Here is a 17,585-nt window from a genome sequence, read left to right as displayed (position 1 = left end):
CGGTGAGTGGCAGGGGCGGGGTCAGGCCGCGTCGTCGGCGTCGTTGCCGTCGCCGTCGCCGTCGCCGTCGCCGTCGCCGTCGCGCACCACGATGCGCAGGTCGCCGATATCGACGATCTGGCCGGCGCGGATCTTGGCGGTCTTGCGGTGCTCGACCACGCCGCCCACGCTGACATGTCCCTCGGCGACCAGCATCTTGCCGGCGCCGCCGCTGTCGCAGGCGCCGGTCGCCTTGAGCAACTGGTTCACTTCAATATACGGACAGCCGGGCGCGAGGGTGAATTCGATGATGGGCATGGCGAGGGAAATATCCAGGAAAGCGGACGTCAGGCCGGGCCATTGGCGGCCGGCGGATTGGCGGGCGGGGGCGGGTTGCCGGCCGAAGGCACGTCGCCTGGCGCTCGGACGCTGGGCTCGGCGCGCGCCATCCAGGCGATCAGCGAGGAACGCATGGCTTCCTCCACCGACATCTGGATCGGCTGCACCCATTCCTGCGGCACGAACACGGTGTAGCCGCCAATCATGTAGCCCATGGGCAGGTAGACCGCCACGCGCGCGCCCGGACTGAAGCCTTCGGGCAGGCCGTCCAAGTTGCGCCGGGTCACCAGGCCGACCAGTTCCAGCTGCTGGCCGGGAATGCGCAGGATCACGACCTGCTGCGCATTGGTCTTGGCGCTGGGCGAGAAATAGTCGGCGAAGCTCTTGAGCGAGGAATAGATGCTTTTGACCACGGGCAGGTTGGTGAAGGGCGTTTCCACCAGCGTCAGGACGCGCTTGACGCGCTCCTTGGACACCAGGTAGCCGATCAGCAGAATGCCGAGGATGCCCAGGGCCAGGCCCATGCCCGGCACGTAGAAGCCGCCGATGAACGGGCGCAGGAAGGTCAGCGCCACGGCCTCGGTCCAGGCCAGGAAGATATACAGCAGGTATACCGTCAGGGCCAGGGGCAGGACCGTGATCAGGCCACGGAAGAAGTATTTATAGAGACGGTGCATAGGCGAAAACAAGCATCAGGACGCGCGCCGCAGGGCAGGCGCGGGGCCGGCCGGGGGGCAAAAGGGGTGCCAGCATACCAGCCGCTGGCCGCCGGCTCTGTTACAAATCGCGCGTGTCTATCTATCGACGGGCAGATACAGCGATTCCTTGATCTCTTCCATCACGATGTAGCTGTGCGATTCGGCGGAAGCGGGCAGGCGCTTGAGGATCTCGCCGAGCAGGCGGCGGTATTCGTTCATTTCGCTCAGGCGCGCCTTGACCAGGTAGTCGAACTCACCGGACACCAGGTGGCATTCCATGACTTCGGGTACGTACAGCAGTTCCTGCTTGACCTTGTCGAACACGTCGCCGGACTTGGCGGACAGCTTGATTTCCAGGAACACCAGCAGGTTCTTGCCCAGCGCCGCCGGATTGACGCGCGCGTGGTAACCGGTGATCACGCCCTCGCGCTCCATGCGCTTGATGCGGTCGGAGCAGGGGGTGGCGGACAGGTTCACGCGCTCGGCCAATTCCGTGACCGGAATGCGGCCCTCGCGCTGCAGGATATCCAGGATTTTCAGGTCTAGGCGGTCCAGTTCGCGCATTTCACTTTCGCGGGGTCAAAAAGCAGGGTTGGTCGGGAAAAAGCACTGCCAAAGCAAAATCTTCAGTGATATTCACTGTGATAAGGGTCATAGACTACAGAAATTCCTGCATAAAACCAACCATCGGAAAGAATCATGCATGTGATCGTCCTCGGCAGCGGTGTCATCGGCACGACGACCGCCTATTACCTGGCCCGCCAGGGCGCCAAAGTGACGGTGCTGGACCGCCAGCCCGCGGCCGCCAAGGAGACCAGCTACGCCAACGCCGGCCAGGTCTCGCCCGGTTATTCCACGCCGTGGGCCGCGCCCGGCATTCCGATGAAGGCCATCAAGTGGCTGTTCCAGAAGCATGCGCCGCTGGCGATCCGCCTGGACGGCAGCCTGTTCCAGCTGAAATGGATGGCGGCCATGCTGGCCAACTGTTCGGCCGAGCGCTACGCGGTCAACAAGGAACGCATGCTGCGCCTGTCCGAGTACAGCCGCGATTGCCTGCGCGAACTGCGCGCGGCCACCGGCATCCATTATGAAGAGCGCACGCGCGGCACGCTGCAGCTGTTCCGCACCGAGGCGCAGCTGGAGGCGGCCCGCCGCGACATCGCCGTGCTGGAAGAGGTCGGCGTGCCCTACGAGCTGCTGGACCGCAACCGTCTGGCCACCGCCGAGCCGGCCCTCGAACGCTCCAGCCACAAGCTGAGCGGTGGTCTGCGCCTGCCCAACGACGAGACCGGCGACTGCCATCTGTTCACCACCCGCCTGGCGGCCATGGCCGCCGAGCTGGGCGTGGAGTTTCGCTATGGCCAGAACGTGGCCGGCCTGAACACCGCGGGTGGCCAGATCACCGGCGTGCGCGTCGGCGACGAGGTGCTGACCGCCGACCGCTACGTGGCCGCCTTCGGCAGCTACACGCGCGGCTTCCTGGAGCCGCTGGGCCTGGACTTGCCGGTCTATCCGCTCAAGGGCTATTCGCTGACCGTGCCCATGGTCGACGAGTCCGCCGCGCCGGTGTCGACCATCCTGGACGAAACCTACAAGATCGCCGTGACGCGCTTTGACCAGCGCATCCGCGTCGGCGGCATGGCCGAGGTGGCGGGTTTCGACCTGCGCCTGAAGGACGCCCGCCGCAAGACGCTGGAGATGGTGGTGGATGATCTCTTCCCCGGCAGCGGCGACCTGCCGCGCGCCGAATTCTGGACCGGCCTGCGGCCGATGACGCCGGATGGCACGCCGGTGGTGGGCGCCACCCGCTACGACAACCTGTTCCTGAACACCGGCCACGGCACGCTGGGCTGGACCATGGCCTGCGGTTCGGGCAAGCTGGTGGCGGATCAGGTCATGGGCCAGCGTCCGGCCATCCGCGCCGACGACCTGGGCCTGTCGCGCTACGACCGGGGCGCCGCGCGCAGCCAGCCGCTGGTGCTGGGCGGCAAGGGCGCCTGAGCCCGACTGACGTTTGTCTCCAGCGCCGGCCAGAAGCCGGCGCCTTTATACGGCCCGCCCGGCGCACGATACCGGCCGGGCCGTCGTTTATCCAGCGTCGCCAATGACGCCTTGCCGGCTGGCATGGCGGTCAACCAGGCGGGGCGATGCGCGGCTGCTGTGGGTGACGGCAGGGTCCCTGTCGAGGGCCGTCCGCGCCCGCGTGCTTGTGACACAATCGCCGCATGACGCATATCCTGCATACCGCCGACTGGCAGATCGGCCGCCAGTACGGCCAATTCGATTCCGATGACGCCGCCATGCTGGCCGAGGCCCGCTACGACGCCGTGGCCCGGATCGCCGAACTGGCGGCCCAGCGCGGCGTGGACGCGGTGCTGGTGGCCGGTGACGTGTTCGACACGCAAGGCATCTCCGACCGTGGCATCCGTCGCCTGTTCGGCGCGCTGGGCGCCTACGCCGGCCCCTGGGTGATGATCGCCGGCAACCACGACGCCGCGCTGGCCGACAGCGTCTGGACCCGCGCCATCCAGCTGGGCTGCGTGCCCGCCAATGTGCATGTGCCGCTGCGCGCCGGCGTGGTGGACCTGCCCGGCGCCAACCTGGCGGTGCTGGCCGCTCCGCTCACCCAGCGCCACACCTACGATGACGTGACCCAGGCGTTCGACCTGATGGAAAGCGAGGCCGGCCGCGTGCGCGTCGGACTGGCGCACGGCAGCGTCACGGGCCGCTTGCCGGACACCATCGACGCCACCAACCCTATCGCGGCGGACCGCGCTGCGCGCGCGCGGCTGGACTATCTGGCGCTGGGCGACTGGCACGGCTGCCTGCGGGTGGACGAGCGTTGCTGGTATGCGGGCACGCCCGAGCAGGATCGCTTCCGGGGCAATGAGCCGGGCTATGTGCTGGACGTGCGCATCGCTGGCCCGGGCGCGGCGCCGGAGGTCGAGCGCGTGGCCCTGGGCCGCTACCGCTGGTCCGCCTGGCGCGAGACGCTGAGCCTGCCGACCGATGCCCAGGCGCTGGCCGACCGTCTGGCCGCGCTGCGCGGCGAGGACGTGCTGAAGCTGGAGCTGGCCGGCCATGTCGGCATGCCCGGCTGGGAGCTGCTGCAACGCGCTGCGGGCGAGGCGGCCGCGCAGGCGCGCGCGCTGCTCTGTGATTTCTCGGGCCTGCTGCTGGAGCCGGACGAGGCCGATTTCGCGCAGCTGGGCGCCAGCGGCTACGTGGCCGAGGTCGCGGCGCAGTTGCAGGCGATGCAGGCCGCGCCGGGCGACGAGGCGCAAGCCGCCGTTGCCTCCGAGGCGCTGCGGCTGCTGCTGCGGATGCAGCGCGAGGCAGCGGCCGAAGGAGGCGCGCAATGAAGCTGTCGCGCATCGTCCTGGAAGAATTCCGCAAGTTCCGCCAGCCCCTGGCGCTGGACGGCCTGCAGCCCGGGCTGAACCTGTTTGTCGGCCCCAACGAGGCCGGCAAGAGCACCGTGGCGGCGGCCATCCGCGCCGCCTTTCTCGAGCGCTACAGCACCAAGACGGTCGCCGATCTGGCGCCGCGCGGCGAATCCGGCGCGCGGCCCAGCGTGGAGCTGGCGTTCAGCCACGCGGGGCGTGACTACGTGCTGAAAAAGCAGTTCCTGACTAAGGCGCGCTGCGAGCTGCTGATCGATGGCGGCGCCGAACGCCTGGACGGCGAGGCGGCCGAGAATGCGCTGGCGGCGCTGTTGGGCTTCGACTTGCCCGGACGTGGACAGAGCAAGCCCGAGCAGGCGGGCATCCCCGGGCTGCTGTGGATCCAGCAGGGCGAGGGCCAGTCGCTCAGCGCGCCGGCTGGCCACGCCCAGGGCCATCTGCGAGAAGCGCTGACGCGCCTGTCCGGCGAACTGGCGGCCGGCGATGGCGACAGGCTGTTCGAGCGCGTGTCCGCCGAGCGCGGCGCGCTGCTGGACGCGCGCAACGGCAAGCCCAAGGGCGTGTTCAAGGATGCCGATGAGGCGTTGGCGCGCGCGCGGTCGGCGCGCGATGACGCTTTGCGCGCCAAGGCGCAGTTGGACGCGGACGTCGACCGGCTGGCCGCCTTGCGCCAGGAACATGGGCAGGCGCAGCAAGCCGAGCCCTGGAAGGCGCTGGAAGCGCGGGCCGCCGAGGCGCGCACGCGCCTGGCGGCCCTGGCGCGCGAGCGCGAGACGCTGGAAGGCTTGCGCCGCGAGCTGGCGCAGGCCGCCAGCAACCTGGGCCTGTTGCAGGATCAGGTCGGGCGCGACCAGCAGGATGAAGCCGAACTGCGGACGCTGGAACAGCAGGCGCAGGCGGCCGCCGAGCGCCTGCGCCAGTCCGAGGCGCCGCTGGCGCGCGCGCTGCAACAGCGCGACGCGCAACGCGCCGCCGCCGACGCGGCGCGGCTGGCCTTGACGGCGGCGCAGGCGCAGGCCGATCGGCGCGACCTGGAACAGCAATTGCGCCAGCTGGACGCCGACACGGAGCGCCTGGATGGCGCGCTGAAAGCGGCGGATGAACTGATTGCCCAGGGATCGGCGCTCAAGGCCGAGGTGGTTGGCATCGAAGTGCCGGACGCCGATCTGCAGGGACTGCGCGGGATCGAAAGCCAGCGGGCCAGCCTGCGCGCCCAGCTGCAGGCCGTGGCCACGCGGCTGTCGTACCGATTGGAGCCGGGCGCGCGGGCGCTGCTGGACGGCCGCGAACTGGAGGTCGACGGGCAACTGCTGTTGACGGCGGCGGCGGAGCTGGAACTGCCCGGCGTGGGCCGGCTGTGCATCGAGCCGGGCGGCAAGGACCTGCCCGCGCTGCAACGCGAACTGGCCGCGCTGGACGCCGAAGGGGCGGCGCTGCTGGCCCGCCTGGGCGCGGCCAGCGTCGATGAGGTCGAGGCGCGCCATGCCCGCCATGCCGCGCTCAAGGGCGATCTGGAAGGCATGCGCAGGGCGTTGCAGATCCACGCGCCCAAGGGCATCGACATGCTGCGCGGCCAGCGCGACGAGGCGCTGGCGCGGCGCGATGCGCTGCGAGCGCGTCTGCATGCCTTGCCGCCGGCCGCCGCCGGCGAGGCCCTGGACCTCGCCTCGGCGCGGCAGGCCCTGGGCGAGGCGGAGGCTGCCGCCGAACACGCGGGCAATGCCTGGGCCGAGGCCCGGCGCGCGGCGGACGCGGAGGCAACCCGCGCCCAGATGCTGCAATCGCAGGCCACGGCCAGCCGGACCGCGCTGCTGTCGCCCGAGCGCGTCGCGCAGCGGCAGGAGCGGGCAGGGCGGCTGGCCGAGACGCGCAGCCATCATGATCTGCTGGCGCGTCGGCTGGGCGAGGCCGAGGCGGCGCTGGACGGCCAGCGCCCGGCGCTGATCGAGCAGGACGCGTTGCGCTTCGAACAGTCGGCCGCGCTGGAGCGCGAGGCGCAGCAGCGCCGGCACGGCGAGATGCTGCAATTGCAGGGCAAGCTGGACCAGGCCGGCGCGCAAGGCCTGGGCGAACGGCTGTCCGAGGCCGAGGCCGATTGCGAGCGGCTGCAACGTCGCCGCGACGAGCTGGATCGGCGCGCGCAGGCGCTGGACTTGCTGTTGCGGCTGCTGAGCGACAAGCGCGCGGCCGCCACCCAGCGGCTGCAGGCGCCGCTGGCGCGCCGGCTGCGTCATTACCTTGGGCTGCTGTTCCCCGAAGCGGCGCTGCGCCTGGACGATGCCTTGCTGCCCGCCGCCTTGCAGCGCGCCGGCGGCGAGGACGCGCTGGACAGCCTGAGTTTCGGCACCCGCGAGCAGCTGGGCATCCTGGCGCGCTTTGCCTACGCCGACCTGTTGCAGGAGGCGGGGCGTCCGACGCTGCTGGTGCTGGACGATGCACTGGTTCACGCCGACGAGGGCCGCCGCGACTTCATGAAGCGGGCGCTGTTCGATGCCGCGACACGCCACCAGATCCTGATGTTCACCTGCCATGGCGAGGCCTGGCGCGACCTGGGCGTGGCGCAGCGGCGCATCGGCGACGCGTAGGCTGGGCGTATGACGCGGACGAATTACGCGGACGAATGATGCGGACGAATGATGCGGACGCACGACTTCGAGCGGTGTTCCGAGCCGCGAATGGCGGGCTCGCTCAATTCGCGTGACGCCGCTGGACGCGCCCGCTGCGCGCGCGTAGACTACGGTACTTGACCCTGTGCGGTATCCAGGTCGGACGCCACGTCCGGCCCGCGTCCGAGCAAGAGGCGATCCTTCCTGATCTCCGGGTCGTTCACCCCCAAGCTCATGTCCGACTTCCTGTCCATCGCCGTCACCGCCAGCGCCGTCCGCGCAGCGGGCACGCGCGCGCCGGCACGGGCCATGACGCGAGGCGCGGTGGTCTCTCCTCCTGTCGCAGCGGCGCCGCCGCCCGCGGCCCCGCCGACCGTCGTCGGGGTCGTTGCCGTCGTCGCGGGCCCGTACCCGCCGTCGGCCGTCGTCCGCCGCTAAGGCGCTTCCCGCTCGTTCCGATCCGTTCGGGCGATCCGGTACGCGCCGCGCTTCGTCCAATCACGCTCCTGCCTGGCCCGCCAACCGCCTGCCTTGACGCCTGAACGCGTCCGGCGGTTCGCGCATCCGTCTCGCCGCTTTCCCGCGACGGGATGGCCCGGGCTCGAGCCTGTTCACTCATCGACAGGTAGAAACTCATGTCTTTCAACCGGAATGCGTGGGCCGCCCATGGCTCCACTTCCTTGTTCGTGCTGCTGTGGAGCGGCGGCGCGATCTTCGCCAAATGGGGGCTGGCGCATGCCTCCGCCTTTGGCTTCCTGCTGCTGCGCTTCGTGCTGGCGCTGGCGGTGCTACTGGCGATCTGCGCCGGTCGCCGCCGCTGGCTGCCGGCGCCGGGCACGCGCGTCAGCGTGGCGCTGACGGGCTTCCTGCTCATCGGCTGCTATTCCATTTGCTATCTGCTGGCGCTGGACCACGGCGTCACGCCAGGGGTGCTGGCGACCCTGCTGGGCGCGCAGCCCATCCTGACGCTGGCGCTGATGGAGCGGCGCTTCGACGCGGGCCGTGTGTCGGGCCTGCTGCTGGCCCTGGCCGGGCTCATCATGGTGGTGTTCCAGAGCATCGCCTTGGCGCGCTATTCGGCGGCGGGCATCGGCTTCGCCCTGGCCGCGCTGCTGAGCATGACGGCGGGGGCCATCCTGCAGAAGCGCGCCAGCCAGCCGCCCATGGACGTGATGCCGCTGCAATACGCGGTCAGCCTAGTCCTGTGCCTGCTGTTCGCGCCGTTCCAGCCCTTGTGGGCGGACTGGAGCATCGGCTTCGTGCTGCCCTGGCTGTGGATGGGCCTGGTGATCTCGGTGGGCGCGACGCTGCTGTTCTACCGCATGATCCAGGCGGGCAACCTGGTCAACGTGACCAGCCTGTTCTATCTGGTGCCGGTCGGCACGGCGCTGCTGGATTTCCTGATCCTGGGCAATCGGCTGCCGGTCTTGAGCCTGGTCGGGATGGCGGCGATCCTGCTGGGGCTGATGCTGGTGCTCAGGCCGGCGCGATAGCGGGGAGGGCGCCAGCCTTGCGCGGCGGCTGGCGCCCGTGCTGCCTTGCCGTCGCGCGGGCGCCCGGCCCGGTCAGGCCAGTTCCAGTTCCCGCGCTTCCCAATGCCCGCTGACCAGCTGGCTGGGACGCTCGCTCGCGATGACCCTGGCGCAGACCGGCCAGGCGTCCAGGCGCACGTTCAGGCCGGCATAGATGCCGTGGCCGGGGCCGGCCGTGATGGCGCCTTGCGCCTGGATGCCTTCGCCCGCGCGGATGGCGCCCTCGGCGCGGATGTCCTCGCCGGCGATCATGCCCCAACCGGCGGCCAGGTGCTCGCCGCAATCGACGGACGCGCCGGCCTGGATGCCGCAGCCGGCGCTGAGCGCCTTGGCGGCGATGACCGAGCCGCCCGCCTTGAGGCCCTGGCCGCAGGCGATGGCGTCGTCGCAGGCCACGTCCTGGCCCGCGTGCAGATGGCCCCCCACGGTTATCTTGCCGCCCGCGCGCACATCCCATTTGGCGCGCGCGTTGCCGGCGCAGTCCAGTGTGTCGGCCGTCTCGATGCCCCATTCGGCGCTGATGTCGCCGCCCGCGCGCAGCAGGCCGGCGCTGGCGATCTGGGCGCCCGACTGGATGTTCTCGCCGGCGATCACCGATTCGCCGGCGCGGATGCCGCCGCCCGCGATGATGCCGCGTCCGGCGCGCACCACGGAATCCACATTGATGCCCATGCGCACCTCGATCGTGCCGGCGAACACCACCGCGCTGGCGTCGATCTCGTCCAGCCGCAGCACCGCGTCGGTCGGGCCGAACTGGTCCAGCAGCCAGCAGGCATCGCCGACGCGGCCGTCGGCGACCAGGGCGTCGAGCACGGCCTGATAGTCGCCCTGTCCGTTGTGATCCCGCAGGAACCATTTGTAGCCGCCCGCGCAGGGATTCTTGGCTTTGACGAAATTCTTGGTGAGTTGCATGACGATAGGCGCAAAGGTCGTGTGCGCCCGGCCGGCCGCCGTCCGGTTCAGGGCGGACGGAAGCGGGCCGAGCGGCAGAGACCGCCGGCCTGGATGTGGGCGGGCGGTCCCGGGCCGAGGCCGGCGGCGGGCGCGGATGTGCGCAAGCAGCCGGCGGCAGGCCGGAAAAGGGCGGAAAACGGGAAGGGGCGCCGGCGGATTAGCCGGGCTTGGAGCGCGCGTAAGCGGAACGCGCGGCGACTTCCTGCGAGCTCAACAGGGTCGAGCGCAGGGCGCAAAGGGCGCTGGCGGCGTCAGGAGGGGAGGAAAGATCGGATCGCACGGGGGCAGATGCTACCACCGGGGCGATTGCAGTCAAGGGGCTGCGGTCCGGGCGCAACGGTCCGGCGCCGCCGCGCCCGGGGGATCGGACGAGGCGGCGCGGCCGGCAGGGGCGTTCAGTTCGACAGCTTGATGTCGCGGTCCTTGGCGATGCGCTGGCGCAGTTCCAGTTCGCGCTTGATCAGGGCGGCGTATTCGGCCGGCGTACTGCCGTCCACCAGCGAGCCGCCATCGGCCAGGCGCTGGGCGATCTTCGGATCCTTCAGCACCTTGACGGCGGCGGCGTGGATGCGATCGACCACGGCCTGCGGGGTGCCCGCCGGCGCGACCAGGCCATACCAGGCCATGTTGTCCATCTGCGGCAGGCCGGCTTCCCCGAAGTTCGGCACGTCCGGCAGCGAGGGCAGGCGCTTGGGCGCCTCGATCGCCAGGGCGCGCAGCTTGCCGGCCTGGATATGGGGCATGGAAGAGGGCAGGTTGTCGAATTGCGCGTTGACCTGGCCGGCGATCACGTCGTTCAGCGCCGGGCCCGAGCCACGGTATGGCACGTGCACCATGTCGGTATTGGTCAGCGACTTGAACAGCTCGCCGTCCAGGTGGCTGATGCCGCCGGTGCCGGACGAGGCGTAGCTGTACTTGCCCGGGTTGTTCTTGAGCAGCGTGATGAATTCGGCCAGGGTCTTGGCCGGCACCGAGGGGTTCACGGTCAGGACGTTGGGTACGTTGACCAGATTGGTGATGGGGGTGAAGTCCTTGATCGGGTTGTAGGGGTTCTGCGGATTGGTGGCCGGGTTGGTGGCCATGGTGCTGACGGTGGCCACGCCCAGGGTGTAGCCGTCGGGCGTCGAGCGCACCAGGGCGTCGGCGCCGATGGAGCCGCCGCCGCCGCCCCGGTTCTCGACCACGACGGCCTGGCCCAGCTCGCGGGTCAGCCCCTCGGACACGATACGAGCGACGATGTCGGTGGTGCCGCCGGCGGCGAAGGGCACGATCAGGCGAATGGGTTTGCTGGGGTAGGCGTCGGCGGCCACGGCGGCCGAGCTGAGGCAGAGGCCCGCGAGGGCGGCGGCCAGGGCGGCCTTGGCTTGGGTAAGCGCGGTCAAGAGTCTTCTCCGTATCTTTTATCTTCTGAGGGACTGGGGCGGCGCCTGCGGGCCGCCTCCGTAGCGCGCCGCATTCCTTTTGAGAGCGCGTCACGGGGGCCATTCAACCGAGGAAGCCGGGGCAGGTCAAGCCGGGGGAGTCCCTGTCTGGCGCGGTGTGAGGATGGGTGCGCGGCTCCGCCGATCAGGGTTCTCACAGGGGCGGAATGCGCAATGATTGCGCAGCGATCGTGCCGTCATCGGACCGCTACGCGCATAAATCTCTGCATAACTTACAAGAATCTGATATTTTTCGGATGAGATTCTTGGCCGGTCTTGCAAGAAAACTATTGCGTTTGTTTCTCCCGTCGCCGTTCAATGGCGCAGATGTAGTTCCCGCGGGGCAACGCGTAGTGCAGCGACGCACCAGGCCAGGGTTCCGTCCGTCTTTGTCTTTCAATCCCCGGTCTGTTTCGTCTCTCGCTGCCTGGCGCTGGCGGGAGGGGGCCCGGACACTCTCGGAACGCCATGTCGCTGATCCTGATCCTCGCTCTGCCGTTCGCCGGCAGCCTGTGCGCCGCGCTGCTGCCGTCCAACGCCCGCAACGCCGAAGCCTGGCTGGCTGGCCTCATCGCGCTCGCCTGCGCGGTGCTGGTGGCGAGCCTCTATCCCCAGGTCGCCGGCGGCGGCGTGGTCCGCTACGACATCCCCTGGGCGCCAGCGCTGGGGCTGCAATTCACGTTGCGCATGGACGGCTACGCCTGGCTGTTCTCGCTGATCGTCTCGGGCATGGGCGCGCTGGTGGTGCTGTACGCGCGCTACTACATGTCGCCGGAAGATCCGGTGCCACGCTTCTTTTCCTTCTTCCAGGCCTTCATGGCCGCCATGCTGGGCGTGGTGCTGTCCGGCAATCTGATCCAGCTGGTGATGTTCTGGGAAATGACCAGCCTGGCCTCGTTCATGCTGATCGCCTACTGGCACCATCGCCTGGACGCGCGGCGCGGCGCGCGCATGGCGCTCACCGTCACCGGCGCGGGCGGGCTGTGCCTGCTGGCCGGCGTGCTGATCCTGGGCCACATCGTCGGCAGCTACGACATGGACCGGGTGCTGGCCGCCGGCGACCTCGTGCGCGCGGATCCCTGGTATCCCGCGGTGCTGGCGCTGGTGGCGCTGGGCGCGCTGACCAAGAGCGCGCAGTTCCCGTTCCAGTTCTGGCTGCCCAACGCCATGGCCGCGCCCACGCCGGTGTCGGCCTACCTGCACTCGGCCACCATGGTGAAGGCCGGGGTGTTCCTGCTGGCGAGATTCTGGCCGGTGCTGGCCGGCACCGACGCCTGGTTCTGGATCATCGGCGGGGCGGGGCTGATCACGCTGGTGCTGGGCGCCTACGCCGCCATCTTCCAGCAGGACATGAAGGGCGTGCTGGCCTATTCCACCATCAGCCACCTGGGCCTGATCACGCTGCTGCTGGGCCTGAACAGCAGCCTGGCGCTGGTGGCCGCCATCTTCCACATGGTCAACCACGCGACCTTCAAGGCCTCGCTCTTCATGGCCGCCGGCATCGTCGACCACGAGACCGGCACGCGCGACCTGGGCCGGCTCTCCGGCCTGTACAAGGCCATGCCGATCACGGCCACGCTGGCCATGGTGGCGGCCGCGTCCATGGCGGGGGTGCCGCTGCTCAACGGCTTCATCTCGAAAGAGATGTTCTTCGCCGAAACCACCTTCGTCAGCGGCGACTGGACCACTCGCGTCGGGCTGCCGCTGGCGGCTACCGTTGCCGGCGCCTTCAGCGTGGCCTATTCGCTGCGCTTCATCCTGCAGGTGTTCTTCGGGCCGCCGGCCACCGACCTGCCGCGCGCGCCGCACGAGCCGCCGCGCTGGATGCTGTTTCCCAGCGCGCTGCTGGTGTTCATGTGCCTGCTGGTCGGCGTGTTCCCGGCGTACACCGTGGGTCCGTTCCTGGCCACGGCCGCGCAGAGCATCCTGGGCGCGGACATGCCCGAATACAGCCTGGCCGTCTGGCACGGCGTGAACCTGCCGCTGGTCATGAGCGTGGTCGCCATGACGGCGGGCGTGGTGCTGTACCTGGCGCTGCGCGCGCACCAGCAGGCCAATCCCGGCCGCGTGCCCTTCATCTACCGCTTCGACGGCCGGCGCAGCTTCGAGACGCTGCTGGACGGCTCCAGCGTGGCGGCGTCCTGGCTGCTGCGCTGGCTGGCGTCCTCGCGCCTGCAGGTGCAGATGCTGCTGATCGTGCTGGGCACGCTGTTCGTGGCGTGGCTGCCGCTGCGCGCCGGCGGCTGGCTGGATGGCGCGGGCCATCTGACCACGGTGGACCCGGCCTTCGCCCTGCTGTGGCTGGTGGGCGGCGTCTGCGCGGTGGCGGCGGCCTATCAGGCCAAGTACCACCGGCTGGCCTCGCTGGCGCTGGCGGGCGGCGCGGGCCTGGTGACCTGCCTGACCTTCGTCTGGTTCTCGGCGCCGGACCTGGCGCTGACGCAGCTGTCGGTCGAGGTGGTGACGCTGGTTCTGTTGCTGCTGGGCCTGCGCTGGCTGCCGCGCCGCATCGAGCAGGATGACGAGGGCGCCTGGAGCAGCCTCAAGGCGCGCGGCCGCCGCCTGCGCGACCTGCTGATGGCCGTGGCCGCCGGCGGCGGCATGTCGGCGCTGGCCTACGCGGTGCTGACGCGGCCTCAGGGCGACACGATCTCCTCGTACTTCGTCGAGCGCGCGCTGCCGGACGGCGGCGGCACCAACGTGGTCAACGTGATCCTGGTGGACTTCCGCGGCTTCGATACCTTTGGCGAGATCACGGTGCTGGGCATCGTGGCGCTGACCGTCTACGCGCTGCTGCGCCGCTTCCGTCCCGCCGCCGAAAGCGCGGACCTGCCGCGCCAGCAGCTCGACCAGGACGGCGGCGTGCCGCTGGAGGCGCCCGACATCAAGCGCCTGCTGCCCGAGGGCAGGATGATGGTGCCGGCGGTGCTGGTACGGCTGCTGCTGCCCACCGCCGCCCTGATCTCGGTGTATTTCCTGCTGCGCGGCCACAACCAGCCCGGCGGCGGCTTCGTCGGCGGCCTGATCTTCGCCACCTCGGTCATCCTGCAATACATGGTGGGCGGGGTGTACTGGGTGGAATCGCGCAGCCGGCTGAATCCGCAGAACTGGATCGGCCTGGGCCTGCTGTTCGCCGGCGCGGCGGCGGTGTCGGCCTGGCTGCTCTACAAGCCGTTCCTGGCCGCGCTGGCCTGGGACATCGCGCTGCCGCTGGTCGGCCACGTGCACCTGTCCAGCGTGTTGCTGTTCGACCTGGGCGTGTACATGCTGGTCGTGGGCTCCACCGTGCTGGTGCTGGTGGCGCTGGCGCACCAATCGCTGCGCGCGCAACGCAAGGCCGCTGTCGAAAGCCAGGCGGCGGCCGCTCAAACAGGGGAAGCTTGATGGAATTGATTTACGCCGTCGCGATCGGCGTCTTGGCGGGCTCGGGCGTCTGGCTGCTGCTGCGGCCCCGGACGTTCCAGTTCATCATGGGCCTGTCGCTGGTTTCCTACGCGGTCAACCTGTTCATCTTCGGCATGGGCCGGCTCACCTCGGGACGCCCGCCGGTGATCGATCCGGCCGCCTCGCATGATCCGTCGTGGTATGCCGATCCCTTGCCGCAGGCCTTGGTGCTGACGGCCATCGTGATCGGCTTCGCCACCACGGCGCTGTTCCTGGTGGTGTTGCTGGCGTCGCGGGGCCTGACCGGCACCGACCACGTCGACGGACGGGAGTCCGGATCTTGAGCTTCTGGTTGCAACATCTACCCGTATTGCCCATCGTCACGCCGCTGGTCGCTGGCGCGCTGATGCTGCTGCTGGCCGACACCAGCCGCCATGCCCGGGGCGCGATCTCCCTGTTGTCCACCGTGGCCCAGCTGGCCGCCGCCATTGCCTTGCTGGCCGCCGCCGGCGGCGCGGCGGGCTGGCCGGGCGGGGTGGGGGTCTACCTGGTCGGCGATTGGGCCGCGCCATTCGGCATCGTGCTGGTGGTGGACCGACTGGCCGCCGTCATGCTGACGCTCACCGCGGTGCTGGGCCTGGCCACGCTGATCTACGCGCTGGCGCGCTGGGATCGCGCCGGGGTCCATTTCCATTCGCTGTTCCAGTTCCTGCTGATGGGGCTGAACGGCGCCTTCCTGACCGGCGACCTGTTCAACCTGTTCGTGTTCTTCGAGGTGCTGCTGGCCGCGTCCTACGGCCTGCTGCTGCACGGCTCGGGCGTGGCGCGCGTCAGCGCCGGCATGCAGTACATCGCGGTGAACCTGGTGGCGTCCTTCCTGCTGCTGATCAGCATCGCGCTGATCTACGGCGTGACCGGCACGCTGAACATGGCCGACCTGGCGCTGCGCGCCGGCAATCTCGCCGGCGCCGACCGCATGCTGTTCGAGGCGGGCGCGGCGGTGCTGGGCGTGGCCTTCCTGGTCAAGGCGGGCGCTTGGCCGCTGAACTTCTGGCTGGTCAAGGGCTATGGCTCGGCCGGCGCGCCCATCGCCGCCATGTTCTCCATCATGACCAAGGTCGGCATCTACGCGCTGCTGCGCATCGGCTCGCTGCTGCTGCCCACCGGGGCGCCGGCCGCCTTCAGCCTGGACTGGATGTTCGCCGCCGGTCTGGCGACGCTGCTGTTCGGCGGCCTGGGGCTGCTGGCCACGCAGCAGCTGGAGAAGATGGTCGGCTATTGCGTGATCGTGTCCGCCGGCACGCTGCTGACGGCGCTGGGCATGCCGGGCGTGACGCTGACCGGGCCGGCGCTGTTCTACCTGATCAGCTCGGTGCTGACCACCGGCGCCTTCTTCATGCTGGCCGAGCTCATCGAGCGCACCCGCAGTTTTGGCGCCAACGTGCTGGCCGTGACACTGGACGCCTTCGACCTGGACGATCCGGCCTCGGTTAATCGATCGGACGACGTGGTGGGCGTGGCGATTCCGGCGGCCATGGCCTTCCTCGGCCTGGCCTTCATCAGCTGCGCCTTGCTGGTGACCGGGCTGCCGCCGCTGTCGGGCTTCGTGGCCAAGCTTTCGCTGCTGTCGGCGGCGGTGTCGGCCGCGACCGAGTCCGCGCCGCCGCTGGACGCCTGGCTGCTGGTGGCCGCCGTGCTGCTGTCCGGCCTGGCGGGCCTGATCGGGCTGGGGCGCGCGGGCATCCGCGTGTTCTGGGCCAGCGACGACCGCAGCACGCCGCGCCTGCGCGTGATCGAGGCCGGCCCGGTGGCGGTGCTGATCCTGCTGTGCGTCGGTCTGGCGGCGGGCGCCGGTCCGGTGTCGGCCTATCTGGACGACGCGGCGCGCTCGCTGGATCACCCCAAGTCGTACATCGACGCCGTGATGTCCGCCCAGACGGTGCGCGCGGCGCAAGGAGGCCAGTGATGCGGCGCCTGTATTTCCTGTTCCTGCCGCTGTTCCTGTTCGTGCTGTGGCTGGTGCTGAACGAAAGCCTGTCGGCCGGCCAGATCGCGCTGGGCGCGGCGCTGGCGCTGTGGTTCACCTGGGCCGCCAGCCGGCTGCGTCCGCTCAAGGCGCGGCCGCGGCGGCTGTGGAAGGCGGTGCCGCTGTTCCTGAACGTGACGGTCGACATCATCAAGTCCAACATCGCGGTGGCCAGGCTGATCCTGAATCCGCGCCGCAACGATTTTTCGCCGGGGTTCATCATGATCCCGCTGAGCATGCGGGATCCGCATGGCCTGGCGATGCTGGCCTGCATCGTCACCTACACGCCCGGCACGGTCTGGGTGGACCTGACCGACGACCATTGCCTGAAGCTGCACGTGCTGGACCTGCAGAACGAGGAGGAATGGGTGCAGCTGGTGCAGGACCGCTATGAGCGTCCGCTCAAGGAGATTTTCGAATGAACACCGTGCTTTACTGGGCGGCGTCCTTCGCCCTGGTGTGCTTCGCGCTGGGCATGGTGCTGGCCGCCGTGCGCCTGCTGCGCGGCCCCACCGCGCAGGACCGCGTGCTGGCGCTGGACACCCTCTACATCAACGGCATGCTGACCATGCTGGTCTTCGGCATCCGGTCGGGCACGTCGGTGTATTTCGACATCGCGCTGCTGATCGCGCTGTTCGGCTTCGTGGGCTCCACGGCCATGGCCCGCTTCCTGCTGCGCGGGGAGGTGATCGAGCCATGATCGAATCGCAGATTCCGCTGTGGGCGGGCATTCCGGCCAGCATCCTGCTGGTGCTGGGCGGGCTGCTGGCGCTGACTGGCTCGGCCGGCCTGCTGCGCTTCCGTTCCTTCTATGCCCGCATCCACGCGCCCACGCTCGGCAATACGCTGGGCTGCGGCTGCGTGCTGGCGTCTTCCATGCTGGTGTTCTCGGCGCTGTCGTCGCGGCCGGTGTTCCATGAGGTCATCATCACGCTGCTGCTGATCGTGTCCTCGCCGGTCACCGCCATGCTGCTGATGCGCGCCGCGACCTATCGCGGCAGCCTGAAGCGGGAAGACGCGGACAGGGACGCCCGCTAGGGGCGAGGAACAAAGTAACAAGGGACGCAACATGTACAGGCCCATGACCGCGTCCCGGCTGTTGCGCTGCGTCATGCTGGCGCGCGGGGCGCGCGGTGCGCGGACGGCTTGCGCGAGCGCAAGTCCGGGCCGGCCTTTTGCGCCGCGCGGCCCCAAAATGGATGAAACTTCAGCTTACGTTTCCACGTCGGTGGACATGCCCCG

Annotated in this window: 15 protein-coding genes; 10 read left to right on the top strand and 5 right to left on the bottom strand. The window is 69.7% G+C overall.

All coding sequences use genetic code 11. The annotated features are described in order from the left end of the window. Positions 1-21 precede the first annotated feature (21 nt). The 3 genes from C2U31_RS21410 to C2U31_RS21400 form a co-directional block, all read right to left on the bottom strand. Positions 22-297, bottom strand: coding sequence for an RNA-binding S4 domain-containing protein (locus C2U31_RS21410; RefSeq protein ID WP_103274624.1), 276 nt, complete (start codon positions 295-297; stop codon positions 22-24). Between the two features lie 29 nt (positions 298-326). Next, the gene (locus C2U31_RS21405) at positions 327-995 is read right to left on the bottom strand and encodes a DUF502 domain-containing protein (protein ID WP_103274623.1); all 669 of its coding nucleotides are present in this window, start codon (positions 993-995) and stop codon (positions 327-329) included. Positions 996-1,112: 117 nt separating this feature from the next. Further along, complete coding sequence (locus C2U31_RS21400; RefSeq protein ID WP_103274622.1) at positions 1,113-1,580, bottom strand: winged helix-turn-helix transcriptional regulator; 468 nt, start codon at positions 1,578-1,580, stop codon at positions 1,113-1,115. A 135-nt stretch (positions 1,581-1,715) separates the two neighbouring features. Here C2U31_RS21400 and C2U31_RS21395 point away from each other — a divergent pair, with 135 nt between their 5' ends. The 4 genes from C2U31_RS21395 (at position 1,716) to C2U31_RS21375 (ending at position 8,519) form a co-directional block, all read left to right on the top strand. After that, on the top strand, positions 1,716-3,017 hold the full coding sequence (locus C2U31_RS21395) for a D-amino acid dehydrogenase (RefSeq protein WP_103274621.1): 1,302 nt from the start codon (positions 1,716-1,718) through the stop codon (positions 3,015-3,017). A gap of 224 nt (positions 3,018-3,241) precedes the next feature. After that, positions 3,242-4,378, top strand: coding sequence for a DNA repair exonuclease (locus C2U31_RS21390; RefSeq protein WP_103274620.1), 1,137 nt, complete (start codon positions 3,242-3,244; stop codon positions 4,376-4,378). Continuing rightward, on the top strand, positions 4,375-7,005 hold the full coding sequence (locus tag C2U31_RS21385) for an AAA family ATPase (RefSeq protein ID WP_103274619.1): 2,631 nt from the start codon (positions 4,375-4,377) through the stop codon (positions 7,003-7,005). The genes C2U31_RS21390 and C2U31_RS21385 overlap by 4 nt, the downstream gene beginning before the upstream one ends. A gap of 656 nt (positions 7,006-7,661) precedes the next feature. Then, positions 7,662-8,519: a DMT family transporter gene (locus C2U31_RS21375; RefSeq protein WP_103274617.1), complete on the top strand. Its 858-nt coding sequence runs from the start codon at positions 7,662-7,664 to the stop codon at positions 8,517-8,519. 72 nt (positions 8,520-8,591) lie between these two features. Here the strand turns inward: C2U31_RS21375 and C2U31_RS21370 are convergent, their stop codons facing one another. Next, positions 8,592-9,470, bottom strand: a complete 879-nt coding sequence (locus C2U31_RS21370; RefSeq protein ID WP_103274616.1) for a hypothetical protein — start codon at positions 9,468-9,470, stop codon at positions 8,592-8,594. A 437-nt stretch (positions 9,471-9,907) separates the two neighbouring features. Further along, positions 9,908-10,894 carry a tripartite tricarboxylate transporter substrate binding protein gene (locus C2U31_RS21365; protein ID WP_103274615.1) on the bottom strand — a complete coding sequence of 329 codons (987 nt, stop codon included), beginning with the start codon at positions 10,892-10,894 and terminating at the stop codon, positions 9,908-9,910. A gap of 507 nt (positions 10,895-11,401) precedes the next feature. Between C2U31_RS21365 and C2U31_RS21360 the strand changes: the two genes are divergently transcribed. The 6 genes from C2U31_RS21360 to mnhG are packed head-to-tail and all read left to right on the top strand — an operon-like array spanning position 11,402 to position 17,381. Then, on the top strand, positions 11,402-14,317 hold the full coding sequence (locus tag C2U31_RS21360; protein WP_103274614.1) for a monovalent cation/H+ antiporter subunit A: 2,916 nt from the start codon (positions 11,402-11,404) through the stop codon (positions 14,315-14,317). Next, positions 14,317-14,661 carry a Na+/H+ antiporter subunit C gene (locus tag C2U31_RS21355; RefSeq protein ID WP_103274613.1) on the top strand — a complete coding sequence of 115 codons (345 nt, stop codon included), beginning with the start codon at positions 14,317-14,319 and terminating at the stop codon, positions 14,659-14,661. Before C2U31_RS21360 ends, C2U31_RS21355 begins: the two co-directional genes overlap by 1 nt. Further along, entirely contained in the window at positions 14,658-16,283 is a 1,626-nt protein-coding gene (locus C2U31_RS21350) for a monovalent cation/H+ antiporter subunit D (protein WP_103274612.1), read from the top strand. Before C2U31_RS21355 ends, C2U31_RS21350 begins: the two co-directional genes overlap by 4 nt. Beyond that, positions 16,283-16,765: a Na+/H+ antiporter subunit E gene (locus tag C2U31_RS21345; protein WP_103274611.1), complete on the top strand. Its 483-nt coding sequence runs from the start codon at positions 16,283-16,285 to the stop codon at positions 16,763-16,765. The genes C2U31_RS21350 and C2U31_RS21345 overlap by 1 nt, the downstream gene beginning before the upstream one ends. Further along, positions 16,762-17,043, top strand: a complete 282-nt coding sequence (locus tag C2U31_RS21340; RefSeq protein ID WP_103274610.1) for a K+/H+ antiporter subunit F — start codon at positions 16,762-16,764, stop codon at positions 17,041-17,043. The genes C2U31_RS21345 and C2U31_RS21340 overlap by 4 nt, the downstream gene beginning before the upstream one ends. Further along, positions 17,040-17,381 carry a monovalent cation/H(+) antiporter subunit G gene (gene mnhG, locus C2U31_RS21335; RefSeq protein WP_103274609.1) on the top strand — a complete coding sequence of 114 codons (342 nt, stop codon included), beginning with the start codon at positions 17,040-17,042 and terminating at the stop codon, positions 17,379-17,381. The genes C2U31_RS21340 and mnhG overlap by 4 nt, the downstream gene beginning before the upstream one ends. The last annotated feature ends 204 nt before the right edge of the window (positions 17,382-17,585 follow it).

This window comes from Achromobacter sp. AONIH1 (genome assembly GCF_002902905.1).
In the GTDB taxonomy this organism is placed as follows: Bacteria; Pseudomonadota; Gammaproteobacteria; order Burkholderiales; family Burkholderiaceae_B; genus Achromobacter.
Note: the sequence above shows the minus strand (reverse complement) of the source record. Positions and strands in the feature narration are given on the sequence as shown.

Coding starts and splice junctions, on each gene's coding strand:
- C2U31_RS21405 (WP_103274623.1), bottom strand. CDS start 995: ATGCACCGTCTCTATAAATACTTCTTCCGTGGCCTGATCACGGTCCTG.
- C2U31_RS21390 (WP_103274620.1), top strand. CDS start 3,242: ATGACGCATATCCTGCATACCGCCGACTGGCAGATCGGCCGCCAGTAC.
- C2U31_RS21395 (WP_103274621.1), top strand. CDS start 1,716: ATGCATGTGATCGTCCTCGGCAGCGGTGTCATCGGCACGACGACCGCC.
- C2U31_RS21340 (WP_103274610.1), top strand. CDS start 16,762: ATGAACACCGTGCTTTACTGGGCGGCGTCCTTCGCCCTGGTGTGCTTC.
- C2U31_RS21360 (WP_103274614.1), top strand. CDS start 11,402: ATGTCGCTGATCCTGATCCTCGCTCTGCCGTTCGCCGGCAGCCTGTGC.
- C2U31_RS21355 (WP_103274613.1), top strand. CDS start 14,317: ATGGAATTGATTTACGCCGTCGCGATCGGCGTCTTGGCGGGCTCGGGC.
- C2U31_RS21370 (WP_103274616.1), bottom strand. CDS start 9,470: ATGCAACTCACCAAGAATTTCGTCAAAGCCAAGAATCCCTGCGCGGGC.
- C2U31_RS21410 (WP_103274624.1), bottom strand. CDS start 297: ATGCCCATCATCGAATTCACCCTCGCGCCCGGCTGTCCGTATATTGAA.
- C2U31_RS21375 (WP_103274617.1), top strand. CDS start 7,662: ATGTCTTTCAACCGGAATGCGTGGGCCGCCCATGGCTCCACTTCCTTG.
- C2U31_RS21345 (WP_103274611.1), top strand. CDS start 16,283: ATGCGGCGCCTGTATTTCCTGTTCCTGCCGCTGTTCCTGTTCGTGCTG.
- mnhG (WP_103274609.1), top strand. CDS start 17,040: ATGATCGAATCGCAGATTCCGCTGTGGGCGGGCATTCCGGCCAGCATC.
- C2U31_RS21400 (WP_103274622.1), bottom strand. CDS start 1,580: ATGCGCGAACTGGACCGCCTAGACCTGAAAATCCTGGATATCCTGCAG.
- C2U31_RS21385 (WP_103274619.1), top strand. CDS start 4,375: ATGAAGCTGTCGCGCATCGTCCTGGAAGAATTCCGCAAGTTCCGCCAG.